Here is a 23,400-nt window from a genome sequence, read left to right on the forward strand (position 1 = left end):
GCTACGGCGAGCCGCCGGGCTGTCTAGGAATAACGTCAAAGGCGCCCACGGGCTTCCTAGAGTCCCACAGGGCATTTGTAGATTCAGCCCTGTTCGGCCCCAAAGCCAGTAGCAGCACCCGATGCACATATACGGACATTCGGTCCCGCCCCCCCCAAACATTCGTTCCACGATATGGTGGGGTCTCTGGGGGTAGATCAGGGGAGCCAGACAATGGCTAATAACAGAGACTTATAGCTAGCAATTATAGATAGTTAGCTGGTGCGTTTATGGATGACTGCATCAGAAGCCGGGCCTGCTTACACTTAGCTTTGGAACCACCCCGGTATGGGCGCGGAATTGGTGTGACAGGGTATCTGCGGCCAAGGCTTCCTTGCTGGCTTGGACGATCAAACTGTCGTGGACCGGCATACTGGGAACGCCCTTACCAATCAGCTCTTGCATGGTGGCGATGATGACTTCGCTCTCAGCGAACATCAGATCGGCCCAGCCACTAACCCGACCTCGGATTTCTCCACCCCATCGCTCAAGCAGGGGGTGACGCTGTAGAGCGCGCTTCTTGATCAGGGACATCGGGTACGCCTTGGTGTCGAACGCCTCTGGCGGAATGCCCTTCTTTGCCAAGCGCTCTCGGAAACCCTCAGTGAACTCCTTGGACCATCGTGTCAGGAGATTGCCGTTGCCGAATGACGCATTGATCCAGAATTTTGCTACCTGCCGATCAAGCTCACTAGGCCCAAGGATGCCAGCGTAGGCATCCGCGTCGGTGTCGAGTTGCTGATCGCACCAAGCATAGAAGATGGTGAGGTACGAGGACGAGATGTCAATCTCGACCACACCTTCGCCGTCGATCCGCATCCCAAGTCGCGTAACCTCACTTAGGTGCTGATAGCACTCGGCATCTCGCGGGTAGGAATACAGGCGACCACCCTTGTCCCACCTGTAGGTCTGAAGATTGCTCGCTTCGTGAAACTTCCTTACCCAGCCAAGATGCTTCACCTTAACCTGTGGGTGCGTGAGCGTGTGCTGAGCCAAGAAAGAGTTGAACTCAGCCACCTGTGCGCGGAGCTGCTGCACTTTCTCGGTGTTCGGCGTCTTGTGCGATGGCGAGGTTAGCTGCACCAGCTCTGAAGGCATCACCTCGTCGAATTTGAAGCATTGCCGCACGTTCGCTGGCGTAACGCCATGAGCTTCGCACGCGGCGAGGAGCGACGACGTGGCCCTGTACCTCGTGAGCTTCCCTACCATCGGTCCCGGATTGTCGAACTGATAAGAGCCCGGATATCCCGGCTTGTGCTCCACTAGCCCTGCCTCGGTGAACGCTTGGCGCACCGCGTCGAACATCCGCCACGTGACACGCTGATTGGTGTAGTCGCTTTTCTTGAGCGAGCACCTAAGCCAGCCCTCGCTGCGTTCACTTTCGATAGCAGCCAGCAGATCGGCAATGAACGCGGCCACTGCTGTCACATGCTTCATCAGGGTTTTGTCCCGCGCGTATGCTTTGCCCTTCGCAGTGCTCGGCCTTCTGTAGCGCTGGGCTAACCCGCTCACGAGCGCCGCTACCTGCGCATTCGCTGGCTGGGCACGCAGCGTTGCCAAGGGTGCCTTGTCAAGTGCCTCGCGCTCCTCTTTTGGAGTCTTCGGCTCCCATGCGGCCCGCTCGGTCAGCGTGCTGTAGTCGGCATTGTCGGTCATTCTGCTTGCATCTGCTCTACTATCAGGTGACGGTGGCCGCACCGAAGCACAGGCTGCCCCGGCGCGACCTTTAGGTGTTCGCTAGCTATTGCGCCGCTTACTCGTTCGCGCCCGTCGGCTTCTTGTTACCGAACGCGCGGCCCATGCGACGGTCGGGCTCTCCTGGGTGCGCGAACGCCATTACTTCAGCCCTCCCATCCATGCGAGCAATTCCTCACCTTTCCGGCTCATCCCTGCGGCTAAGATGTCGAAGAGCCGCTTCTTCTTCGCCCCATCTTGTTGCTCATACATTAGCATGTTCTTCAGGCTCTCAGGGTCGGCCGCGGCCTCCACGATGTCGAACAGGTTGTTGCTCGACATACCGAGGGTCTTCGCGACCGCATCGAAGCGGTTTCCCCGAACTGCATCTACAAAACGATCCAGTTCATTTTCGTCGTCGTCGTACGCCATATCTAGAAGCCTCCGTGCTATCCTTGTTCCCCGGTATGCGTCCGGTGTCCCTTAGTTGTCTTGGTGTTGTCGCGTGTACGCGGTGGTACGCCCAGTGGCTTGACCCGCGACAAGTCAAGGCCGGGATAGGAAATGCAGTTGATGGCGTCAGACAATCCAGCAGCGCCGAACCGCGACAGCATGGCGTTGGCGCCGTAGCCCCAGCTCACCGAGGATGCTTGTGCGTGCCCAATCAAAGCTTCGCGTATCTCGCTATCCGCACGCCCACGCCGTAGCGCGTCCTTCACCGTGTGGCGGAAGGAGTGAAAGACCTTGGCCTTGTCCGTCACGCCCGCAGCGCGCAGATAGCGGCCAAACCACTGTGACCATGCAGGTACGCCCGCGCGGCCTCTGTCGGGGGCCACTGAGGGAAATAACCAAGCGTCTGCACCATCAGCCTTCCGCCGCTCCTCAACGTAACTAAGGAAGCCCAAGCGGATCACTTCGGGATGCACGGGCACAGCGCGCTCGGAGGCGTCGGTCTTGACGCGCTTCCCCCGAGCTCGTTCGGTCACGAAGTAGAGCAATGGCACTCGCGTCTCAGCATCCACCCGCACATTAGCAACGGAGAGGCTTCCAAGCTCAGCCTGTCGAGCGCCTGTGAAGAGAGCCAGCACCGGCAACCAGAACCCAGCGGCCCCATGCGCCCCCAACGGGAACTCGTGCTCAGTGAACACCGGCGCATTGAACAGTGACTGAAGCTCCGCAATCTCGAAGGACGTGCGCTCGGAACGCTCCTCCGGCAGTCTTAGCTTGCTGAAGGGGTCAGTCCACTGAATGTCATCCGGCACAAGCCCATTGTCGCTGGCCCAGATGCAGATGGACTGGACGGCGCCAAGCTGCTTGTTGATTGTGGCTGCGGTGATCCTTGGCTCTTCTGGGTGCTCTCTGCCCCACGCGGCCTGGGCAGGCAGCGTTGCGCCCAGCAAGTCGCCATTTCGGTGGCGGGGCACGTCCTGAAGTGTTTTGCGAAACTCCAGCGCGTGGGCCTTCTTTATTGCCGCTACGGATGTGTTGCCGTGAAGCTGGATAAACATATCCACACTGCGCCCGAATTCGTCCGCGGTGCGCTTGGGGCGCGCCCTGTGACGCTTCCAGCCAGCTAGCGCATCTTGCAGCGTTCCGCCTTCGTCGTGGGCGCCTACGCCTTTCGGATCAGGCAGGCGCGGAGTTTCAATAATTGCCCCCACATAACGGCGCCCAATGTCATCAAGGGCCTGAAGGAACGCCTTGGCGCTTTCGATGCACAGCTCGTGATAGGCCGTGCTGCTTTGGTCTAGCGTGATATCGAAGGCTACTAGGGCGTTTTGGGCGCGCTGCTCGGCGAAAGAAACATCACCGAAAGCAAACTGCTGCTGACAATCGCGTAAGATGTCCCCCAGAGCATCCTCATTAACATTCTCGCCATTTGGTCCGATTGTCTCTAGCCTGCCCGAAAACCTTAGCGCTTCATCTTCCCTCAGCGCCGTAGCGTACACCCACTCGGCCATACGCTTTATTTCGGTGTCATTCAGGCTGGTGCGCTTGGCTAGGGGCGCCGTGGTTTCAGCAAGGCGAGCCTTGGCCGTGGCTATGATGCGGTCGAACTCAGCCAGCACCGGCTTGGCACGTATGTTGGCCTCACGAAGGTCCTTGGTGCCCAGCGACTTCTTCAGGTGCTTCTGCGCTGCCTTGCCGTTATTCAACTCGCGAGCGACCGCCGCCTGCAATCCCTCGGGCTTCTCCGGCACCGTCTTCCGGGCGCAATAAGTCCCGTGTCTATCCTTGATGACACCCATCAACACACGCACAATTAGCACCACCGTTTGTGACCACCACACGGCAGCTAAGTGCTTGTATCTGCGCTAGTTATTGATTCTCAATGGGAAGTTAGTTGAGTGGCGCGCCCGGAACGATTCGAACGTCCGACCCTCAGATTCGTAGTCTGATGCTCTATCCAGCTGAGCTACGGGCGCGTTTTTCGCAAACAGTGCGGGCTAGGCCCGCAGGCAGCCTCCGGACAGCGCCGGAGGGGTGCGAAAGAGCGCTCTGACTAACCGCTCTTGCCTCGATTGGCAAGGTCTGGATTGGGGAGATTTTGTAGGGAGATGAGGGTTTCGGTGTCATTCCGGGATGGCCCAAAGGGCCAGGCCCGGAATCCATAACCCCGGCTGGTGGTTATGGATTCTCAGGTGCGCAATAGCGCACCATAGCTCGCGACTTCGTCGCGCCCCGGAATGACGGATAGATGAGTGCTCGATACCCGGAATGACGAAAGAGGCTCGGTCGCTGGCCGACTACGCCCTCTGCCGCTCGTTGCGGATGGAGAGGAGTTCCACGGGGCGGTCGGGGATGACGATCCGGAAGGTGGCGCCGATGGTGCCCTCGACCAGATGGATCTCGCCGCCATGGGCACGGACCAGCTCGGCGGCGATCGCCAAGCCAAGCCCGCTGCCGCCGGGGCGGCCGGAGGTCTGGAACGCCTCGAACAGATGGTCCCGGGTCTTCTGCGGGACGCCGGGGCCGGTGTCGGAGACCTCCAGGATGGCGACGGCACCTTCGCGCTTTCCCGTGATCCGGATCTGCTGGGCGCCGCCGTCGCCCGACGAATGGCTTTCCAGCGCCTGGGCGGCGTTGCGGACGAGGTTGAGCAGCACGCGGAAGAGCTGGTCGGGATCGGCATCGACCGCAAGCCCGCGCTCGATCGCGGCGACCCAGGCGATCGAGGCGTCGCTGGCGAGGCCCGCGGTTTCGCGCACCTCCAGCACCACGGGCTCGATCATGATCATGCGGCGGTCGGGGGCCGCTTCCTGGGCGCGGCCGTAGGACAGCGTCGACTGGCAGAAGGCGATGGCGCGCTCGAGCGAGCGCACCAGCTTCGGCGCAAAGCGCTGCACCCGCGGATCGGGCACGCTGGCGAGCTGGTCGGACAGGAGCTGGGCCGACGCGAGCAGATTGCGCAGATCGTGGTTGATCTTGGAGACGGCGAGGCCGAGGGCGGCGAGCCGGCTCTTCTGGTGCAGCATCGACATCAGATCGCGCTGCATGTCCGACAATTCGCGCTCGGCGACGCCTATTTCATCGCTGCGCTGGCTTGGCACGATGATCCGCGCCGAGCTTTCGGGGTTTTCGTGGAAGCCGACCAGGCTCGCGGTCAGCCGCCGCATCGGGCGCACGAAGAGATAATGCAGCACGAGATAGACGAGGCCCGCGGTCAGCACCGCGATGATCAGCGCGACCACCACGACGTTGCGGGAGAAGCGATACATCTGCTGCCGCAGCGGCAGCTCATCGGTCACGATCTCGATGAACTGGGCATTGCCGACGCCGGGCCCGACGATGCGGATGGCCTGGTTGCCGGTCTCCAGCATCATCCGGAACGAGCCGGTGATCGCCTCCCACACCGTCATGTCGCGCAGGTCGATGTCATGCTCGATGGCCGTGGGAAGGTTGTCGCTGGCGAGCAGCCGTCGCTGCTGCCCCATCTTGATGGCGACGGCACGCGCATTGATGCTTTTCAGGATCTCGCGCGACAGCGACTCGGGGACCATGCCGAGCGGGGCGGCGTCGAGCACCAGCGCGGCGGTGTTAGCCGCCGCGACGCGGTCATTGAGCCGGTTGACCCAGAAGTTGGCGATGGCGGGCACGTAGAGCAGGACAGCGGCGATCATCACCAGGGGGACGGTGAGCAGCAGCAGCTTGCCGGATAGCCCGAGCCCGCTGGGCCCACGCGGCCGCATCGCCGGCTGGCCCGGCTGATCCGTATCATGGACCGGCTGGAGGTCTGTCGCTGCCACGAAATTCGCCCCTGTTGGCTTTGTAATAGAGCCTGGCTGATGAAGGATGCGACCCGGCCGGGGGCCGGTCAAATTACGGATCGCTAATCTCTCAAGGTGGGATGTAAGCTCTGATATCGCGAGTCGCCACCTCAAGGGTTAAAAACCCCGCACAAACAGTGATATTCACCGGAACAGCGCGCTCTTGCGACGTTGACGAAAAGAAGACGCTCGCATATAAGCCGCGCAAATTGTCCGCGATGACCCGGTGCGCACGCCGGGAGCGGCTCTCTTGGGGCCGAAAAGGGCCCGTTTTGGGCCGCATCTTCCGGACTTTATCATCAATTCTACAGGCAAATTGCCCGGTCAGCGGAGAAAAACCCGTGAAGCGGACTTATCAACCCAGCAAACTGGTGCGCAAGCGCCGTCACGGCTTCCGTGCCCGTCTCGCCACTGCCGGCGGCCGCAAGGTTCTCGCCGCCCGCCGCGCCCGCGGCCGCAAGCGTCTGAGCGCCTGAGCCGGACCCCCATTTTTGGGATTTCATCATGGATCGGCTGAGGCAGCGAGCGGATTTCCTCGCCGTTGCCAATGGCGCGCGGGCGAATAGTCCCGCGTTCGTCCTGCAAAGCCGCCGCCGCGACGACAGCGGCCCGATCCGGATCGGCTTCACCGTTACCAAAAAGAACGGCAACGCCCCCCAGCGCAATCGCATCCGGCGCCGGCTTCGCGAATTGGTGAAGCGGCTCGACCCGGTGTCGATGCAGCCCCATCATGACTATGTACTGGTCGGCCGAAGGGACGCGCTCTCGCGCGACTTCGCCACCATGCTCGACGATCTGCGCATAGCGTTCACGAAGCCTGCGCGGCATACGCACAAGGGACGCGGCTCAAGAACCGACGGCTCAAGGCCCGGCCCCGCTCCTGCGACCAGCCGCAAACCGGATTGATGACGAGACAATAGTGATGACCGACAATCGCAATACCATCCTCGCCGTCATTCTGTCGGGCCTCGTCCTGATCGCCTGGCAATATTTCTACAATGTGCCGGCGATGGAGAAGCAGCGCGCCCAGCAGCAGGCGCAGGCCGAGCTCCAGAAGAACACGCCGCAGCCGACGGCCTCCGCAACGCCGGGCGCCGCGCCGCAGCCCGGCAGCGCGGCCCAGCCGGCAACACCGGCCGCGAACCAGGCCCAGCCGGTCGTTTCCCGCGAAAGCGCGATTGCAGCCAGCCCGCGCGTGAAGATCGACACGCCGCGGATTGCCGGCAGCATCTCGCTGAAGGGCGGCCGCATCGACGACATTGCGCTGGTGCAATACCGCGAGACGGTCGACCCGAAGTCGCCGCCGATCGTGCTCTATTCGCCCTCGGGCACCGCAGAACCCTATTACGCCGAGTTCGGCTGGGTGCCGGCGACGGGCGTGACGGCCAAGCTGCCGGACGCCCAGACCCTCTGGCAGCAGGACGGCAGCGGCAGCCTGACGCCGACGACGCCGGTGGTGCTGAAATGGGACAATGGCGAGGGCCTCACCTTCCGCCGCACCATCGCGGTCGACGACCATTATCTCTTCACGCTCAAGGACGAGGTGAGCAATGTCGGCAACGCGCCTGTTACGCTCTACCCGTTCGCGCTGATCTCGCGCCACGGCACGCCGCAGGTCTCCGGCTATTACATCCTGCATGAAGGCCTGATCGGCTATCTCGATGGCTTGCAGGAATACGCCTACAAGAAGATCGACGAAGCCAAGGCGGTGAACTTCAAGGCCACCAATGGCTGGCTCGGCATCACCGACAAGTACTGGGCTTCGGCGCTGCTGCCGGACACCAGTGCGCAGCTCCAGGCGCGTTTCTCGTCGAACCCGGTCGGCAACGTCCACACCTACCAGACCGACTATCTGCTCGACCCCGTCACCGTCGCGATCGGCGGCACCGCGACTGCGAACGCGCGGCTGTTCGCCGGCGCCAAGGAAGCCGGCGTGGTCGGCGTGTTCCCGTTCGCCGGCCTCGGCGGCTACAACAAGGAGCTCGGCCTCAACCATTTCGATCTGTTGATCGACTGGGGCTGGTTCTACTTCATCACCAAGCCGATGTTCCTCGGCCTCGACTTCTTCTACCGCTTCTTCGGCAATTTCGGCATCTCGATCCTGCTCGTCACCGTGATCGTCAAGCTGCTGTTCTTCCCGCTGGCCAACAAGTCCTACGCCTCGATGGCGAAGATGAAGTCGGTCCAGCCGCAGCTCCAGGCGCTGAAGGAGCGCTTTCCCGACGACAAGGTGAAGCAGCAGCAGGAGATGATGGAGATCTACCGCAAGGAGAAGATCAATCCGGTCGCCGGCTGTCTTCCCGTGGTGATCCAGATCCCGGTGTTCTTCTCGCTCTACAAGGTGCTGTTCGTCACCATCGAGATGCGGCACGCGCCGTTCTTCGGCTGGATCAAGGATCTCTCCGCGCCCGATCCGACCAACCTCTTCACCTTGTTCGGCCTGATCCCGTTCGATCCGACGACGATTCCGGTGTTCGGCCACTACCTCGCGCTCGGCATCTGGCCGATCATCATGGGCATCACGATGTGGTTCCAGATGAAGCTGAACCCGACGCCGCCGGATCCGACCCAGCAGCTGATCTTCAACTGGATGCCGCTGATCTTCACCTTCATGCTGGCGGGCTTCCCGGCCGGTCTCGTGATCTACTGGGCCTGGAACAACACGCTCTCGGTGCTCCAGCAGAGCTTCATCATGCGCCGCAACGGCGTGAAGGTGGAGCTGTTCGACAATCTCAAGGCGACGTTCGCGAAGAAGGCGACGTAGCGCAGTCATTGTTGGGCGCAAATGCCTCCACATCGTCATGCCCGGGCTTGTCCCGGGCATCCACGTTTTGGAGGGTACCGTGTGGACAGACGTGGATGGCCGGGACAAGCCCGGCCATGACGAGAGGTGAGATCTTCGCATGACCGACGACAAAGATGCGAAGCTGATCGAAACCGGGCGAAAGCTGTTCACCCGCGACTGGCAGTTCATCTGGGCCTCGCCCTCGATTGCGACGCTGCCGCCGATGGACGGGCTGGAGATCGCCTTTGCCGGCCGCTCCAATGTCGGCAAGTCCAGCCTGATCAACGCGCTGACCGGCCGCAACGCGCTTGCGCGCACCTCGCACACGCCGGGCCGCACCCAGGAGCTGATCTTCTTCGAGGTCCCCGGCAAGAAGGACCTGCGCCTCGTCGACATGCCCGGCTACGGCTACGCCAAGGCGCCGAAGACGCAAGTCGCGTCCTGGACCGAGCTGATCCACAAATTCCTGCTGGGGCGCGCCTCACTCGCACGCGTCTACGTGCTGATCGACGCGCGGCATGGCCTCAAGGACGTCGACCTCGAAATCCTGGGGACGCTCGACCGTTCCGCGGTGAGCTACCAGATCGTGCTGACCAAGGCCGACCAGGTGAAGGCGTCCGAGCTTGAGTCCCGCATCACCGAGACCGAGGCCGCGCTGGCAAAACATCCGGCGGCGTTTCCGAACGTGCTCGCGACCTCGTCACGGAGCTCGACCGGCATGGCCGAACTGCGCGCCGCGATGGCGAAGCTGCTGGAAGAGCGAACCTCGTGACGCCTGCATTCCACCTGCTGATTGGGCTTGCCGGTTTGATGGGCGCCGCCGGCGTCGCGCTGGCCGCCGCCTCGGCCCACGGCGCCGACGCCAGCCGGCTCGCCTCCGCCAGCGCCATGCTGCTGTTTCACGCAACTGCCATACTCGCAGGTGTCGCCCTGCTCGCGCGCGGCCTTCTGCACGGCGGAATTGGCCTCATCGCGGCGTTCGGCTTCGTGATCGGCGCCGCGCTGTTCGCGGGCGATCTCACCTTGCGGCAATATGCGGGGCACTCGCTGTTTCCGTATGCCGCGCCGACGGGTGGAACGGTGATGATCCTGAGCTGGCTGGCGGTGACGCTCGCAGCGGTGGTGGCAAAGCGCTGACCTGTAGCCCGGATGGAGCGCAGCGTAATCCGGGGCCGGTGCCTGCGGTAAGAATCCCGGATTACGCTGCACTCCATCCGGGCTACGAGGCTCCGTCCGGGGACACGAGAGCGACATGCCAGTCACACTTTGCGCCGCGCCCGCCAATCGGATAGAACGCGCACCGACAGTCCCGCCAGCGAGATCCGCCTCATGACCGACATCTCCCCGCTCGACCAGGCCCGCATCCTGTCCGAAGCGCTGCCGCACATGCAGCAGTATGACGAGGAAACCATCGTCATCAAATATGGCGGCCATGCCATGGGCGACGAGGAGACCGCGAAGAACTTTGCCCGCGACATCGTGCTGCTCGAGCAGACCGCGATCAACCCGGTGGTGGTGCATGGCGGCGGGCCGCAGATCGCCACCATGCTCAAGCGCCTCGGCATCCAGTCGGAGTTCGCAGCGGGCCTGCGCATCACCGATGCCGCGACCATCGAGATCGTCGAGATGGTGCTGGCCGGCTCCGTCAACAAGCAGATCGTCGGCTACATCAACGAAGCCGGCGGCAAGGCCGTGGGGCTGTCGGGCAAGGACGCCAACATGGTGAAGGCGTCGAAGACGACGCGCACCATCGTCGATCCGGGTTCGAACATCGAGAAGGCGATCGATCTCGGCTTCGTCGGCGACCCCGAGAAGGTCGACCTCACGCTGCTCAACCAGCTGATCGGCTACGAGCTGATCCCGGTGCTGGCGCCGCTCGCGACCTCCAAGGACGGCCAGACGCTCAACGTCAACGCCGACACCTTTGCCGGCGCGGTCGCCGGCGCGCTGAAGGCGAAGCGCCTGCTGCTGCTCACCGATGTGCCTGGCGTGCTCGACAAGTCGAAGAAGCTGATCCCGCAGCTTTCGGTGAAGGACGCGCGAAAGCTGATCGCCGACGGCACCATTTCCGGCGGCATGATTCCGAAGGTCGAGACCTGCATCTACGCGCTCGAACAGGGCGTGGAGGGCGTCGTCATCATCGACGGCAAGATGCAGCACGCGGTGCTGCTCGAGCTCTTCACCAACACGGGCACGGGAACGCTGATCCATAAGTGATGATGAGCGGGCCAAAGCAAGCCGTCATGGCCGGGCTTGTCCCGGCCATCCACGACCTTTCGTCTCGCGCCAAGAACGTGGATGCCCGGCACAAGGCCGGGCATGTCGAGCGAGCGCGTCGTCCCCGCCGCTCGACCCTGACCCGCTTGCTGATGACGCTGCCCGCGGCAGCCGTCTCGTTCTTCTTCTCCTCCGCGCCCGCCCTGGCCGACCTGAAAATCTGCAACCGCATGTCCTATGTTGTCGAGGCCGCGATCGGCATCGACGACAAGGCGGCGACCGCGACGCGCGGCTGGTTCAGGATCGATCCCGCCACCTGCCGCGTCGTGGTGCAGGGCACGCTGACCGCCGACCGCATCCTGCTCAACGCCCGCGCGCTCGGCGTTTACGGCGCCTCGCCAATCCCGCAGAACGGCAGCGACATGCTGTGCGTGGCACAGGACAATTTCGTTATCGCGGCTGCGCGGCAATGCCGCAGCGGCCAGACCCAGGCCGCGTTCACCCAGATCACGCCGACGCAAGCCGCGGACGGCAATTTCACGGCCTATCTCGCCGAGGATTCCGAATATGACGACGAGCAGGCCCGCCTCGCCGGCATCCAGCGGCTGCTGGTGATCGCGGGCTACGACGCGGCGCCGATCGACGGCGTCGACGGGCCGAAGACGCAAGCAGCACTTGCCGCCTTCCTGAAGAGCCGCGGACTGGCGGCGGACATCATGTCGTCGCCGAACTTCTTCAAGACCATGGTCGATGCGGTGCAGACGCCTTCTGCAACCGGCCTCACCTGGTGCAACGACACGCCGCACAAGGTGATGGCGGCGGTCGCCACCGACGACGGCAAGTCCGTGACCAGCCGCGGCTGGTATCGCATCGATCCCAAGACGTGCCTGCACCCCGATGTGACCGGGCAGCCGAAGCAGATCTTCAGCTTCGCGGAGGCCATCGATGCTGACAACCGCGTCATCAAGCTGAAAGACAAGCCGCTGAACTGGGGCGGCGACAAACAGCTGTGCACGCGCGAGACCAAGTTCGAGACCAACGAGCAGGCCGATTGCGGCGCGCGCGGATTCGCGGCGACGGGTTTTGGCGTGGTGGATATGTCGAGCGGCGGCAAGACGCTGCGCTTTGCGATGCCGTGATGGGTCAGACCGCGCCACAAACTCCGCTGTCGTCCCCGCGAACGCGGGGACCCATAACCACAGGCCGCAGTTGTTGGGCACGATGTAACTACGATCCCGCAAACGATTCCTCCCTGTGGTTATGGGTCCCGGATCTGCGCTTACGCTTGTCCGGGACGACAGCGGAGAGTGGGGCGGCGCTTGCACCCAACCGATAGAGATTTGATATGACCTCCTCGCGCACCTTTGCCCATGTCGACACCTGGGTGTTCGACCTCGACAACACGCTCTACCCGCATCACGTCAATCTGTGGCAGCAGGTCGACGCGCGGATCGGGGAGTTCGTCTGCAACTGGCTGAACGTCGGCCCGGAGGAAGCGCGCAAGATCCAGAAGGATTATTATCAGCGCTTCGGCACCACCATGCGCGGCATGATGACCCTGCACGGCGTGCACGCCGACGACTACCTCGCCTACGTCCACAAGATCGACCACTCGCCGCTGGAGCCGAACCCGGCGCTCGGCGAAGCCATAGCAAAACTGTCGGGGCGCAAGCTGATCCTGACCAACGGCTCGGTCGACCATGTCGATGCCGTGCTGGCGCGGCTCGGCCTGGCAACGCATTTCGACGGCGTGTTCGACATCATCGCCGCCGGGTTCGAGCCGAAGCCGTCGCCGCAGACCTATCAAAAATTCCTCGCCGACCATGCGGTCGATCCGACCAAAGCCGCGATGTTCGAAGACCTCGCCCGCAACCTCACCGTCCCGCACGCGCTCGGCATGACCACCGTGCTGGTGGTGCCTGATGGCACCAAGGAAGTGGTGCGGGAGGACTGGGAACTGGAGGGCCGGGACGCGCCCCATGTCGACCACGTCACGGATGACCTGACGGGGTTTTTGGGCAAGCTGTCGCCCAAATAGCCGCCGTCGTCCCGAGGCGCGAAGCGAGCCCGGGACCCATAACCACAGGGAGCGGTTGTGGCGCGAGATCGATTACTCCGAATCCTCGCCAAATGACTGCCCGTGGCTATGGGTCCCGGGCTCGCGCTTCGCGCGCCCCGGGACGACGGCGGAGTATGCCTTGACTCCTCCCCGCCAAATCCCGAAAAAGCGCCCCAATCCGCCAAAATTCTCATTCCCCAGAGGAAATCCCGATGTCCCTGTCCGCCCTCGAATCCACCATCAACAGCGCCTTCGACGCGCGTGACGGCATCTCGACCTCGACCAAGGGCGAGGTGCGCGAGGCCGTGGACCAGGCGCTGGAGATCCTGGACAAGGGCGAGGCACGGGTCGCCGAGCGCGGGGCCGATGGCAAGTGGAAGGTCAATCAATGGCTGAAGAAGGCCGTGCTGCTGTCCTTCCGCCTCAACGACATGGGTGTCATTCCCGGCGGTTCCGGCAAGGCGACCTGGTGGGACAAGGTGCCCTCGAAGTTCGAGGGCTGGGGCGAGAACCGTTTTCGCGATGCCGGCTTTCGCGCGGTGCCGGGTTCGGTGGTGCGCCGCTCGGCCTTCATTGCCAAGAACGTCGTGCTGATGCCGTCCTTCGTCAATCTCGGCGCCTATGTCGATGAGAGCACCATGGTCGACACCTGGGCGACCGTCGGCTCCTGCGCGCAGATCGGCAAGCGCGTGCACATCTCCGGCGGCGCCGGCATCGGCGGCGTGCTCGAGCCGCTGCAGGCCGAGCCCGTCATCATCGAGGACGACTGCTTCATCGGCGCGCGCAGCGAAGTCGCCGAAGGCGTGATCGTGCGCAAGGGCGCGGTGCTGGCGATGGGCGTGTTCCTGGGCGCCTCGACCAAGATCGTCGACCGCGAGACCGGCGAGATCTTCATCGGCGAGGTGCCGGAATATTCGGTGGTGGTGCCCGGCGCGCTGCCCGGCAAGCCGATGAAGAACGGCCAGATCGGCCCGAGCACGGCCTGCGCCGTGATCGTCAAGCGCGTCGACGAGCGCACGCGCTCGAAGACCAGCATCAACGAGCTGCTGCGGGATTGATCGGCGCCACCAGCGCCATTCCCTTACCGTCACCCTGAGGTGGCCGCCCCTTCGGCGGCCCTCGAAGGGCGACGGCCCGGCTGCCGCCACATCCCGGCCGCCCATCCTTCGAGGCTCCCGGCGCGATGCTTTGCATCGCGCCACTCGCACCTCCAGCGACAGCGGCTTCGCCGCTGCGCGGGGATGACGGGTTTGCTACCGTATCGAACCCTCCTTCTCCCCATCGCGACCAATCACCGGACGGCCTCCGCTGCCCGGAACCTTCGCCATGGACTGGACCTGGTATCTTTTTCGCTTCGACGGCCGCATCAATCGCGCCTTGCTGTGGCAGGCGCTGCTGATCGTCGCGTTGCTGGCGGCCCTGCTCGGGGTGATCGGTCAGGTGATCCACCTCATCAACGCCGAGGGGGCGTTGAAGCTATCCCTGAAACTCGATTTCGACTTCGGCCTCGACGACCTCTTCAAGCTGGTCGATCCCCGGGCCTATCGCTCGCTGGCGCCCGTTGATCGCACCAACCTGATCCTGAAGGCGTTCGGCTTGTCGCTGTTCCTCTGGATCTATCTCGCGACGGCGATCAAGCGGCTGCATGATCGCGACAGGAGTGGCTGGTGGCTCGTTCCGTTCTTCTTCCTGCCCGGCCTGTACAACCAGTTCTCGGACCTGCTGCCGAACTCCACCTGGATGCTTCCGTTCTGGCTGGTCGCGTCCATCCCGTGGCTGTGGGGGTTTGTCGAGATGTTCATCGTATCAGGCAGCGTCGGCGATAACCGGTTCGGTCCTGATCCATTGGCCAAGACCGAGGACGGCTCGTCCCCTGCAAAAAGCTGGGACCAGCAAAGCGAGCTCGAATTGGTGCCGCCCAGCGCTAGCCCACCCGGCGGCATGCATGTTAAGCGGGGCGCATGACCGATGCTCTCTCGATTGCCCGCGATCTCATCCGCTGCCCCTCGGTAACCCCGGCCGATGCCGGTGCGCTGGGCGTGCTTGAGAAAGCCCTCAACGCTGCCGGCTTCACTTGCCACCGCGTGACCTTCAGCGAAGCAGGCACAGCCGACGTCGACAATCTCTATGCGCGGATCGGCACTGAGGGCCCGCACATCACCTTCGCCGGCCACACCGACGTGGTGCCGCCCGGCGACGAGAACGCCTGGAGCGTCGGCGCATTCTCGGGCGAGGTGAAGGACGGCTTTTTGCACGGCCGCGGCGCGGTCGACATGAAGGGCGGCATCGCCTGCTCGGTGGCAGCCGTGCTCGAGCATCTCGCCGCCAATGGCGGCGCGCCGCGCGCCGATGGAAAGGGCTCGATCTCGTTCCTGATCACGGGCGACGAGGAAGACGTCTCGGTCAACGGCACCATCAAGCTGTTGAAATGGGCCGCGGAGCGCGGCGAAAAATTCGACCATTGCGTGCTCGGCGAGCCCTCCAATGTCGAGACGCTCGGCGACACCATCAAGGTCGGCCGGCGCGGCTCGCAATCGGGCACGCTGTTCGTCGACGGCGTGCAAGGCCATGTCGCCTACCCGCACCGCGCCGCCAATCCGGTGCCTGACATTTCGCGGCTGATCGTGGCGATCAGTGACGAGCCGCTCGACCATGGCAGTGCGCAGTTCCAGGCCTCCAATCTCGAATTCACCTCGGTGGACGTCGGCAACAAGGCCAACAACGTCATCCCCGGCGAGGCGCGCGCAAAATTCAACATCCGCTACAATGACAACCACACCCAGGCATCCTTGCGCGAGCTGGTCGAGACGCGCCTGACGAAAGCCTGCGGCAACCGCATCAAGGCTCGCATCGTCTGGGAGCCCTCGAACTCGAATGTGTTCGTGACCAAGCCCGGCCCGTTCACCGATCTTGCGGTGTCGGCGATCGAAGAGGTGACGGGGCGCAAGCCGGAACTATCGACCTCAGGCGGCACCTCGGACGCGCGCTTCATCTCGAGCTATTGCCCGGTGATCGAGTTCGGCCTGGTCGGCCAGACCATGCACCAAGTCGACGAGCGCGTGCCGGTGGTGGATCTGGAGAAGCTGACGCAGGTGTATCGGGGGATTTTGGCGCGGTATTTTGGGTAGGGCGCTAATCGCCGCCCAACCCACCGCCGTCATGCCCGGGCTTGTCCCGGGCATCCACGTTCTTCGGCGCTCCTGACAAGAAAGATCGTGGATGGCCGGGACGAGCCCGGCCATGACGATGTGGCGAGAGCTCGGCACGACTTATTGAACAATCGTCTCGTACAGATCCTTCCATTCGGGATTATCCCTGAGGATCAACCTCACCTTCCACGTCCGCGACCAATGCTTGATGTTGTGCTCGCGCTGGATAGCGGTTTGGATATCCTCATAGCGCTCGAAATAGACCAGCAGCTTGACGCCGTACTTCTTGGTGAAGCCGGGAACGAGTCCGTTTCGATGCTCATAGATGCGGCGAATAATGTCGCTCGTCACACCGACATACAAAATGCCGTTTGGCGCGCTCGCCAGGATGTAGACCCATCCACCATGCATGGTTGCATGTTGGCGCACGTGGATGGCCGGGACAAGCCCGGCCATGACGTCTGTGGCGGCAGCGGGCGCTAGTAATCCACCTTCATCAGATACAGCCCGTCAGGCGGCGCGACGATGCCGCACGCCGCGCGGTTGCGGGCTTCGAGCGCTGCGGTGAGATCGTCCGCGGTCCAGCGGCCCTCGCCGACCCAGACCAGCGATCCCACCATCGAGCGCACCTGGCTGTGCAGGAACGAGCGCGCCGAGGTGAGAATCGTGATCTCGCGGCCGTCGCGGTGCACGTCGAGCTGGTCGAGCGTTTTCTCCGGCGACTTGGCCTGGCACTCGGTGTCGCGAAACGTCGTGAAATCGTGCTTGCCAAGCAGGCGTTGTGCCGCCGCATGCATCGCATCGGCATCGAGCCGGCGCGGCACGCGCCAGGCGTGACCGATATCAAGCGCGAGATTGGCGCGGGTGTTGACGACACGGTAGCGGTAGTGCCGCTTCACGGCCGAGAAGCGTGCCTCGAAGGTGTCAAGGACGATCTCGGCCTCCAGCACCGCGATCGGATGCGGGCGCAGATGCGCGTTCAGTCCGTCGCGAAACCGGCCCGGCGGAAACTGCTTGTCGATGTCGACATGCGCGACCTGGCCGCGCGCATGCACGCCGGCATCGGTGCGGCCCGCACCGTGCACGCGCAGATCCGCGCCGGTCATCGCCTTCACCGCCGCTTCGAGCGCGCCCTGCACGGAAGGCAGCGTGTCCTGCACCTGCCAGCCGAAGAACGGCGCGCCGTCATATTCGATGGTGAGCTTGTAGCGGGGCATCAGGCCAGCCGCATCGGCGGCTTCACAGGCACGCCGCGCAGGAAGTCCGTGGCCTGCATCCGCGCCTTGCCCTCGCGCTGAAGCTCGAGGATGCGGATCGCGCCCTCACCGCAGGCAATCGTGAGCTGGTCGTCGAGCACCTCTCCGGGTGCACCGGAGCCCTTCGCCAGCTCGCAGCGCAGGATTTTTACGCGCGCATTCTCAAGCTCTGCCCAGGCGCCGGGAAACGGCGACAGGCCGTGGATGTGGCGCAGCACAGCGCGCGCCGGCCTGGACCAGTCGATCCGCGCTTCGGCCTTGTCGATCTTGGCGGCGTAGGTGACGCCATCCTCGCTCTGCTTCTTGAGCTGGAGCCCGCCGCGGGCGAGCGCGGCCATCGCGCGCACCATCAGATCGGCACCGATCCGGGAGAGGCGGTCATGCAGATCGACCGCGGTCATGTTGTCGGGAATCGCGATGCGCTCGGCCATGGCGACGTCACCGGTGTCGAGACCGACATCCATCTTCATCACCATGACGCCGCTCTCCGCATCGCCTTCCATGATCGCGCGGTTGATCGGCGCGGCGCCGCGCCAGCGCGGCAGCAGCGAAGCGTGCAGATTGTAACAGCCGAGCTTTGGCGCATCGAGGATCGCCTGCGGCAGGATCATGCCGTAGGCGACGACGACGGCGGCATCCGCATCAAAGGCACGAAACTCGTCGAGCGCTTCGGGCGGCTTCAACGACTTCGGCGTCAGCACGGGCACGCCGAGCTTTCGCGCGGCTTCCTCGACCGGAGTCGGCTGCAATTGCAGGCCGCGCCGTCCGCCGGGCTTGGGCGCGCGGGTATAGACCGCCGCGATCTCGTGGCCGTGCGAGACCAGCTCGAGCAGCGTCGGCACGGAGAAATCGGGCGTACCCATGAAGATCAGGCGGAGAGACATATGACGAGACAATCCTCGGGAACGAGCAAGTTACTCGTCATGGCCGGGCTTGTCCCGGCCATCCACGTTCTCGCTGCTCGCGGCGGCAAAGAACGTGGATGCCCGGCACAAGGCCGGGCATGACGGCGGAGGACGTGGCTACTCCGCGCGCTTGGCGGCTTTCTCGAACTTCTTGATCACGCGGTCGCGCTTGAGTTTTGACAGATAGTCGACGAACAGCACGCCGTTGAGATGGTCGATCTCGTGCTGGATGCAGGTGGCGTAGAGGCCTTCGGCGTCCTCCTCGTGCACCTTGCCGTCGAGGTCGGTGAAGCGCACCCGCACCTTCGCGGGCCTTTCGACCTCCTCGTAATATTCGGGAATCGAGAGGCAGCCTTCCTCGTAGACCGACAGATCCTCGGAGGATGCGATGATTTCAGGGTTGATGAAGACACGCGGCTCCGGCTTTGTCTCGCCGTCCGGGTCAGGCTTGGCGAGGTCCATGGTGATCAGCCGCAAGGGCTGCGCGATCTGGATCGCCGCGAGCCCGATGCCGGGCGCGTCGTACATGGTCTCGAACATGTCGTCAGCAAGCTTGCGGATCTCCGTCGTGACCTTCTCGATCGGCTTGGAGACCAGACGCAGCTGCTTGTCGGGCAGGATGATGATTTCTCTGAGGGCCATGGCCGCGATTTAAGCCGCATGCCGGATGCGGTCAATGCGGCGAGGAACTCCGTTAACCCTCCGCTAACCATAAAACTTCAGGTTTCGTTAACCATAAAAATTAGGGGGCTATTAACCATAAGCGTTCGCTATTCGTTCGCGGAGGGTGTCGAATCGGCTACAAGGGCCGCCATGAACGAGATCATTTTCCTGGCTGGCGACTGGCCGGTCCGCACGATCGATGCGCTGATCGGCTTCGGCGCCCTCGTCGTCATCCTGCTGCTGGTGATCGCGGTCGTGATCGCGCGATCCGGGCGGCGCGGCGCGGAACTCGCCATGGCCAATGCCATCCGCGCGGACGAGCTCGAGGAGCGCCTCAGCCAGGTGCTGCACGCCCAGAGCGAGGCTGCCGGCCGAGCCGACGCCATGACCCAGGCGCTGGCCGGCCGCCAGGCTGACATGGCGCGCGCGGTCAACGAGCGGCTGGATTCGGTGACCCATCGGGTCGGCCAATCCATGGAACACTCGACCCGCAACACCATGGAGAGCCTGCGCGCCCTGCACGAGCGGCTCGGCATCATCGACAACGCGCACAAGAACCTCACCGACCTCACCACGCAGGTGACGACCCTGCGCGACGTGCTCGCCAACAAGCAGTCGCGCGGCGCCTTCGGCCAGGCAAGGATGGAGGCGATCGTCCAGGACGGCTTGCCGAAGGGCGCCTACGAGTTCCAGTTCACGCTCTCGACGGGAAAGCGGCCGGACTGCGTGGTGTTCCTGCCCGACCAGCGCCCGCTCTGCATCGACGCAAAATTTCCGCTGGAGGCGATGACCGCGCTGCACGACGCCCGCACCGACGAGGAGAAGCGCATCGCCACGCAGCGGCTGCGCGGCGACGTGATGAAGCATGTCAGCGACATTGCCGACAAATATCTCGTCGCCGGCGAGACCCAGGAGATGGCGCTGATGTTCGTGCCGTCGGAATCGGTCTACGCCGAGATCCATGACGGTTTCGACGACGTGATCCAGAAGGCCTATCGCGCCCGCGTCGTGCTGGTGTCGCCTTCGCTGCTGATGCTCGCGATCCAGGTGATGCAGCAGATCATGAAAGACGCGCGCATGCGCGACGCCGCCGACCAGATCCGCACCGAGGTGATCAAGCTCGGCGACGATTTGGGACGCCTGCGCGACCGCGTGCTGAAATTGCAGAAGCATTTTGCCGACGCCAACGAGGACGTGCGGCAGGTGCTGATCTCCGCCGACAAGATCGAGAAGCGCGCCGGGCGAATCGAGGAGCTCGATTTCAGCAAGACCGATGCGCCGGAGGGGCCGCATCTGGTGGCAACCGGTGCCGCGGAGCTGTTCCCGAGGAAGCTCCAGGCGGGGGAGTGAGTTTTGAGGCACACTGTCGTCGCCCGGCTTAACCGGGCGACGACACCTCACTTGTGGCAGCCAGAATCTGCTAACACCTCCCCATGACCGCACCCGACGCGACCTCCCCTGCCAGCCCCGACACGGCCCCCACGTCCTGGCGCGATGGCCTGGCCGTGTACCTGCAACCGCGGGTGCTGATCGTGCTGTTCCTCGGCTTCTCGTCCGGGCTGCCGCTGGCGCTGTCGGGCTCGACGCTGCTGGTGTGGATGCGCGAGGCCGGGGTCGACCTCAAGACCATCGGGCTGTTTGCGCTGGTCGGCACGCCCTACACGCTGAAATTCCTGTGGGCGCCGCTGGTGGATGCGCTGCATGTGCCGCTGTTCACTCGCGCGTTCGGGCGGCGGCGCGGTTGGCTGCTGTTCTCGCAATTGCTGCTGATCATCGCGATCCTGCTGCTGGCGCTTACCGATCCCGCGCGCTCGCCGTTCTACGTCGCGCTCGGCGCGCTGCTGGTCGCGACGACGTCCTCGACGCAGGACATCGTGGTCGACGCGTTCCGCGTCGAGAGCCTGCCGGAGAGCGAGCAGGCTGCCGGAATGGCTTCCTACGTCGCGGCCTACCGCATCGGCATGCTGGTCTCGACCGCGGGCGCGCTGTTCATCGTGTCCGGCTTCGAGGGCACCGGCATTCCGCGCGCGTCGGCCTGGATGTGGGGCTACGTGGTGATGGCGGCGATGGTGCTGATCGGCACGATCACCGCGCTGGCCGCGACAGAGCCCGAGCAATCGGTGCGGGCGGAAGCCGCGACACAAACCGAGACGGCGTTCGCGCGCGTGCTGCACGCGGCGATCGGAGCCTTCTCGGAATTCCTGTCGCGCAAGGATGCGCTCGCCGCGCTCGCCTTCGTCGTGCTGTTCAAGTTCACCGACGCCTTCTCCGGCACCATGACCGCGCCGTTCGTGATCGACCTCGGCTTTTCCCGCAACGATTATGCGGCGATCGTGAAGGGCGTTGGTCTCGCGGCAACGCTGATCGGCGGCTTTGCCGGCGGCTTCCTCGCGCGGCGCTATTCGCTCGCGACCAGCCTGTGGATCGGCGGCGTGGTGCAGGCGCTCGCCAATCTCTCCTTCTCCTGGCTGGCATTCGTCGGCACCAGCCAATGGGCGCTGGCCTTTGCCATCACCTGCGAGAACTTTACCAGCGCCATCGGCACCGTGATCTTCGTCGCCTATCTCTCCGCGCTGTGTCAGAATCCGCTGCACACGGCGACGCAATACGCGCTGCTCACCGCGCTCGCCGCGGTCGGGCGCACATATCTGTCAGCGAGTGCGGGCTTCGTGGCGGACACGACGGGCTGGCCGCTGTTCTTCGTGATCTGCGTGCTGGTGGCGATCCCGAGCCTGGTGCTACTGGCCTGGCTGCAGAAGCGCGGGCACTTTGAGGCGCTGGGGCCGGTGAGGGTTTAAACTCGGCACGCGCCACGCCCGCGATGCCGTAGGGTGGGCAAAGCGAAGCGTGCCCACCACCTGAATCGTCGCCGGGAGAATGGTGGGCACGGCGCTTTGCGCCTTTGCCCACCCTACGGTAGCTCGGCTGGAGCCGCGCCCCCTACTGCTTCTTGATCAGGCTCCACTTCGTGATCACGGCTTCGCTCATCTGGCCGGGATCGCTGGCGCAGGCGACTTCGTCGACCTTGACCGAGATCGCCTTGCCGACGAAGGATTTCAGCTGCGTGGCCTGCGCGTCGCTCGAAGTGACGAGCTGGAACGTCTCAGGACCGGTCTCGAGATTGCACAGCCCGTTCGGCGCCGGCAGTCGACGCGGCTCCGAGGTGATCTGGTACATCGCAATCCGCTTGCCGGCATTTTTGATGTCGCGCACCTTCATTGCGTTCAATTCGCCCGAGAGCACCTCGCCGGCACTGATCGGCTTGCCGGGCTTCGGCGGCGGCGGCGCCCCGTCGTCCTGCTGCGCGGAGATGGCCGGGGTCGCCAGCATTATCATCGTCGCGACCAAAGCCGATCGTGTGGCGAAAAGTTTCGTCATGTCGTCCGTTCCGTAAGTCTGGATGGCTAGAACAGGGTCCGCTGCCGCATCGCGGCCGATAGCGTACCTTCGTCGAGATAATCAAGCTCGCCACCGACCGGCACACCATGGGCCAGGCGGGTTACTTTTACGTTGGCGTCCTGAAGCAGGTCGGTGATGTAGTGCGCCGTGGTCTGGCCGTCGACCGTCGCGTTCAGCGCCAGGATGATCTCATGCACCTCGGCAGCATGCGCGCGCGCCACCAGCGCGTCGATGGTGAGGTCCTGCGGCCCGACGCCGTCGAGCGGCGACAAGGTCGCGCCGAGCACATGATAGCGCCCCTGGGTCGCATTGGCCCGTTCCAGCGCCCAGAGATCGGCGACATCGGCGACGACGACGATGATTGCATCATCGCGCTTCGGATCGGTACAGACCGTGCAGGGATTTTGCGTGTCGATGTTGCCGCAGGTCTTGCAGACCTGGACCTTGTCGAGCGCGACCTGCAGGGCCGAGGACAGCGGCATCATCAGCGCTTCGCGCTTCTTGATCAGATGCAGCGCCGCACGCCGCGCGGAGCGCGGGCCCAAGCCCGGCAGCCGTGCGAGGAGCTGGACCAGCCGCTCGATTTCGGGACCTGCAACCGAACCCATCTTATTGGCCGAACATACCCGGCGGCAGGCTGAGCCCGCCCGTGAGCGCCTGCATCTTCTCCTGCACGGCCGTCTCGGCCTTGCGGCGGGCATCGCCGAGGGCGGTGACGAGCAGGTCCTCGAGCACCTCGCGCTCTTCCGGCTTCATCAGCGAAGGATCGATCTTGATGCCCTTCACGTCCATCTTCGCGGTCATGCGCACGGCGACGAGACCGCCGCCGGAGATGCCTTCGACCTCGACGTTGGAGAGCTGATCCTGCATCTCCTGCATCTTGGATTGCAGCTGCTGCGCCTGCTTCATCATGCCGAAAATATCGACCATCGGTGCTGTCCTTGGTTGGCGCGATGACTCGTCATCGCGCCTTAACTTTTGGTTTG

The 23,400-nt window shown here is 63.9% G+C and carries 24 protein-coding genes and 1 tRNA gene; 13 read left to right on the forward strand and 12 right to left on the reverse strand.

What is annotated here, in order from left to right:
- Positions 1-282 precede the first annotated feature (282 nt).
- The 5 genes from AB7531_RS40455 to AB7531_RS40475 form a co-directional block, all read right to left on the reverse strand.
- Positions 283-1,695: a hypothetical protein gene (locus AB7531_RS40455; protein ID WP_441280272.1), complete on the reverse strand. Its 1,413-nt coding sequence runs from the start codon at positions 1,693-1,695 to the stop codon at positions 283-285.
- Positions 1,696-1,875: 180 nt separating this feature from the next.
- The gene (locus tag AB7531_RS40460; protein ID WP_441280273.1) at positions 1,876-2,145 is read right to left on the reverse strand and encodes a hypothetical protein; all 270 of its coding nucleotides are present in this window, start codon (positions 2,143-2,145) and stop codon (positions 1,876-1,878) included.
- Positions 2,146-2,162: 17 nt separating this feature from the next.
- Complete coding sequence (locus AB7531_RS40465; protein WP_441280274.1) at positions 2,163-3,962, reverse strand: tyrosine-type recombinase/integrase; 1,800 nt, start codon at positions 3,960-3,962, stop codon at positions 2,163-2,165.
- Positions 3,963-4,062: 100 nt separating this feature from the next.
- A tRNA-Arg gene (locus AB7531_RS40470) sits at positions 4,063-4,139 on the reverse strand.
- A gap of 321 nt (positions 4,140-4,460) precedes the next feature.
- Positions 4,461-5,960 (reverse strand): ATP-binding protein, encoded by a 1,500-nt coding sequence (locus AB7531_RS40475; protein ID WP_094183985.1) that lies wholly within the window; start codon positions 5,958-5,960, stop codon positions 4,461-4,463.
- 362 nt (positions 5,961-6,322) lie between these two features.
- On the opposite strand from AB7531_RS40475, the gene rpmH reads away from it, so the two are divergent.
- The 11 genes from rpmH (at position 6,323) to dapE (ending at position 16,170) form a co-directional block, all read left to right on the forward strand.
- Positions 6,323-6,457, forward strand: coding sequence for a 50S ribosomal protein L34 (gene rpmH, locus AB7531_RS40480; RefSeq protein WP_008542748.1), 135 nt, complete (start codon positions 6,323-6,325; stop codon positions 6,455-6,457).
- A gap of 28 nt (positions 6,458-6,485) precedes the next feature.
- Entirely contained in the window at positions 6,486-6,887 is a 402-nt protein-coding gene (gene rnpA / locus AB7531_RS40485; RefSeq protein WP_063979808.1) for a ribonuclease P protein component, read from the forward strand.
- Positions 6,888-6,903: 16 nt separating this feature from the next.
- On the forward strand, positions 6,904-8,745 hold the full coding sequence (yidC, locus tag AB7531_RS40490) for a membrane protein insertase YidC (RefSeq protein ID WP_063979809.1): 1,842 nt from the start codon (positions 6,904-6,906) through the stop codon (positions 8,743-8,745).
- Positions 8,746-8,884: 139 nt separating this feature from the next.
- The gene (gene yihA, locus AB7531_RS40495) at positions 8,885-9,538 is read left to right on the forward strand and encodes a ribosome biogenesis GTP-binding protein YihA/YsxC (RefSeq protein WP_063979810.1); all 654 of its coding nucleotides are present in this window, start codon (positions 8,885-8,887) and stop codon (positions 9,536-9,538) included.
- 38 nt (positions 9,539-9,576) lie between these two features.
- Complete coding sequence (locus AB7531_RS40500; protein WP_063985914.1) at positions 9,577-9,903, forward strand: DUF423 domain-containing protein; 327 nt, start codon at positions 9,577-9,579, stop codon at positions 9,901-9,903.
- A gap of 192 nt (positions 9,904-10,095) precedes the next feature.
- Positions 10,096-10,983, forward strand: a complete 888-nt coding sequence (argB, locus tag AB7531_RS40505; RefSeq protein WP_063979811.1) for an acetylglutamate kinase — start codon at positions 10,096-10,098, stop codon at positions 10,981-10,983.
- A 152-nt stretch (positions 10,984-11,135) separates the two neighbouring features.
- The gene (locus tag AB7531_RS40510; protein WP_063985919.1) at positions 11,136-12,122 is read left to right on the forward strand and encodes a DUF1036 domain-containing protein; all 987 of its coding nucleotides are present in this window, start codon (positions 11,136-11,138) and stop codon (positions 12,120-12,122) included.
- 206 nt (positions 12,123-12,328) lie between these two features.
- Positions 12,329-13,021, forward strand: coding sequence for a pyrimidine 5'-nucleotidase (locus tag AB7531_RS40515; protein WP_063979812.1), 693 nt, complete (start codon positions 12,329-12,331; stop codon positions 13,019-13,021).
- A gap of 233 nt (positions 13,022-13,254) precedes the next feature.
- A complete protein-coding gene (gene dapD, locus AB7531_RS40520) occupies positions 13,255-14,100 on the forward strand; it encodes a 2,3,4,5-tetrahydropyridine-2,6-dicarboxylate N-succinyltransferase (RefSeq protein ID WP_063979813.1) in 846 nt (281 codons plus the stop codon).
- A 268-nt stretch (positions 14,101-14,368) separates the two neighbouring features.
- Positions 14,369-15,007, forward strand: coding sequence for a DUF805 domain-containing protein (locus AB7531_RS40525; protein ID WP_063979814.1), 639 nt, complete (start codon positions 14,369-14,371; stop codon positions 15,005-15,007).
- Entirely contained in the window at positions 15,004-16,170 is a 1,167-nt protein-coding gene (gene dapE / locus AB7531_RS40530) for a succinyl-diaminopimelate desuccinylase (protein WP_063979815.1), read from the forward strand. Before AB7531_RS40525 ends, dapE begins: the two co-directional genes overlap by 4 nt.
- Before the next feature lie 141 nt (positions 16,171-16,311).
- Here dapE and AB7531_RS40535 read toward each other — a convergent pair whose 3' ends face one another.
- The 4 genes from AB7531_RS40535 to def all read right to left on the reverse strand — a co-directional run bounded on the left by AB7531_RS40535 (position 16,312) and on the right by def (position 18,994).
- A complete protein-coding gene (locus tag AB7531_RS40535; protein WP_063979816.1) occupies positions 16,312-16,647 on the reverse strand; it encodes a GIY-YIG nuclease family protein in 336 nt (111 codons plus the stop codon).
- A 23-nt stretch (positions 16,648-16,670) separates the two neighbouring features.
- Complete coding sequence (gene truA, locus AB7531_RS40540; RefSeq protein ID WP_231143687.1) at positions 16,671-17,408, reverse strand: tRNA pseudouridine(38-40) synthase TruA; 738 nt, start codon at positions 17,406-17,408, stop codon at positions 16,671-16,673.
- Positions 17,408-18,331, reverse strand: a complete 924-nt coding sequence (fmt, locus tag AB7531_RS40545; RefSeq protein WP_063979818.1) for a methionyl-tRNA formyltransferase — start codon at positions 18,329-18,331, stop codon at positions 17,408-17,410. Before fmt ends, truA begins: the two co-directional genes overlap by 1 nt.
- A 138-nt stretch (positions 18,332-18,469) precedes the next feature.
- Positions 18,470-18,994 carry a peptide deformylase gene (gene def / locus AB7531_RS40550; RefSeq protein WP_063979819.1) on the reverse strand — a complete coding sequence of 175 codons (525 nt, stop codon included), beginning with the start codon at positions 18,992-18,994 and terminating at the stop codon, positions 18,470-18,472.
- 171 nt (positions 18,995-19,165) lie between these two features.
- Here def and AB7531_RS40555 point away from each other — a divergent pair, with 171 nt between their 5' ends.
- Both AB7531_RS40555 and AB7531_RS40560 read left to right on the forward strand, forming a co-directional pair.
- Positions 19,166-20,365 (forward strand): DNA recombination protein RmuC, encoded by a 1,200-nt coding sequence (locus AB7531_RS40555; RefSeq protein WP_063979820.1) that lies wholly within the window; start codon positions 19,166-19,168, stop codon positions 20,363-20,365.
- 83 nt (positions 20,366-20,448) lie between these two features.
- Complete coding sequence (locus AB7531_RS40560) at positions 20,449-21,813, forward strand: AmpG family muropeptide MFS transporter (RefSeq protein WP_063979821.1); 1,365 nt, start codon at positions 20,449-20,451, stop codon at positions 21,811-21,813.
- A gap of 142 nt (positions 21,814-21,955) precedes the next feature.
- Here the strand turns inward: AB7531_RS40560 and AB7531_RS40565 are convergent, their stop codons facing one another.
- The 3 genes from AB7531_RS40565 to AB7531_RS40575 are packed head-to-tail and all read right to left on the reverse strand — an operon-like array spanning position 21,956 to position 23,344.
- Positions 21,956-22,393 (reverse strand): hypothetical protein, encoded by a 438-nt coding sequence (locus tag AB7531_RS40565; RefSeq protein ID WP_063979822.1) that lies wholly within the window; start codon positions 22,391-22,393, stop codon positions 21,956-21,958.
- A gap of 26 nt (positions 22,394-22,419) precedes the next feature.
- Positions 22,420-23,022: a recombination mediator RecR gene (recR, locus tag AB7531_RS40570; protein WP_063979823.1), complete on the reverse strand. Its 603-nt coding sequence runs from the start codon at positions 23,020-23,022 to the stop codon at positions 22,420-22,422.
- 1 nt (position 23,023) lies between these two features.
- Entirely contained in the window at positions 23,024-23,344 is a 321-nt protein-coding gene (locus tag AB7531_RS40575) for a YbaB/EbfC family nucleoid-associated protein (RefSeq protein WP_028148995.1), read from the reverse strand.
- Between the last annotated feature and the right edge of the window lie 56 nt (positions 23,345-23,400).

Origin of the sequence: Bradyrhizobium sp. 63_E2_N1_3 (assembly GCF_052076005.1) — a bacterium.
Taxonomy (GTDB): domain Bacteria; phylum Pseudomonadota; class Alphaproteobacteria; order Rhizobiales; family Xanthobacteraceae; genus Bradyrhizobium; species Bradyrhizobium barranii.

Coding starts and splice junctions, on each gene's coding strand:
- AB7531_RS40455 (WP_441280272.1), bottom strand. CDS start 1,695: ATGACCGACAATGCCGACTACAGCACGCTGACCGAGCGGGCCGCATGG.
- AB7531_RS40460 (WP_441280273.1), bottom strand. CDS start 2,145: ATGGCGTACGACGACGACGAAAATGAACTGGATCGTTTTGTAGATGCA.
- AB7531_RS40465 (WP_441280274.1), bottom strand. CDS start 3,962: ATGGGTGTCATCAAGGATAGACACGGGACTTATTGCGCCCGGAAGACG.
- rnpA (WP_063979808.1), top strand. CDS start 6,486: ATGGATCGGCTGAGGCAGCGAGCGGATTTCCTCGCCGTTGCCAATGGC.
- yidC (WP_063979809.1), top strand. CDS start 6,904: ATGACCGACAATCGCAATACCATCCTCGCCGTCATTCTGTCGGGCCTC.
- yihA (WP_063979810.1), top strand. CDS start 8,885: ATGACCGACGACAAAGATGCGAAGCTGATCGAAACCGGGCGAAAGCTG.
- AB7531_RS40500 (WP_063985914.1), top strand. CDS start 9,577: ATGGGCGCCGCCGGCGTCGCGCTGGCCGCCGCCTCGGCCCACGGCGCC.
- argB (WP_063979811.1), top strand. CDS start 10,096: ATGACCGACATCTCCCCGCTCGACCAGGCCCGCATCCTGTCCGAAGCG.
- AB7531_RS40510 (WP_063985919.1), top strand. CDS start 11,136: ATGACGCTGCCCGCGGCAGCCGTCTCGTTCTTCTTCTCCTCCGCGCCC.
- AB7531_RS40515 (WP_063979812.1), top strand. CDS start 12,329: ATGACCTCCTCGCGCACCTTTGCCCATGTCGACACCTGGGTGTTCGAC.
- dapD (WP_063979813.1), top strand. CDS start 13,255: ATGTCCCTGTCCGCCCTCGAATCCACCATCAACAGCGCCTTCGACGCG.
- AB7531_RS40525 (WP_063979814.1), top strand. CDS start 14,369: ATGGACTGGACCTGGTATCTTTTTCGCTTCGACGGCCGCATCAATCGC.
- dapE (WP_063979815.1), top strand. CDS start 15,004: ATGACCGATGCTCTCTCGATTGCCCGCGATCTCATCCGCTGCCCCTCG.
- AB7531_RS40535 (WP_063979816.1), bottom strand. CDS start 16,647: ATGGCCGGGCTTGTCCCGGCCATCCACGTGCGCCAACATGCAACCATG.
- truA (WP_231143687.1), bottom strand. CDS start 17,408: ATGCCCCGCTACAAGCTCACCATCGAATATGACGGCGCGCCGTTCTTC.
- fmt (WP_063979818.1), bottom strand. CDS start 18,331: ATGTCTCTCCGCCTGATCTTCATGGGTACGCCCGATTTCTCCGTGCCG.
- def (WP_063979819.1), bottom strand. CDS start 18,994: ATGGCCCTCAGAGAAATCATCATCCTGCCCGACAAGCAGCTGCGTCTG.
- AB7531_RS40555 (WP_063979820.1), top strand. CDS start 19,166: ATGAACGAGATCATTTTCCTGGCTGGCGACTGGCCGGTCCGCACGATC.
- AB7531_RS40560 (WP_063979821.1), top strand. CDS start 20,449: ATGACCGCACCCGACGCGACCTCCCCTGCCAGCCCCGACACGGCCCCC.
- AB7531_RS40565 (WP_063979822.1), bottom strand. CDS start 22,393: ATGACGAAACTTTTCGCCACACGATCGGCTTTGGTCGCGACGATGATA.
- recR (WP_063979823.1), bottom strand. CDS start 23,022: ATGGGTTCGGTTGCAGGTCCCGAAATCGAGCGGCTGGTCCAGCTCCTC.
- AB7531_RS40575 (WP_028148995.1), bottom strand. CDS start 23,344: ATGGTCGATATTTTCGGCATGATGAAGCAGGCGCAGCAGCTGCAATCC.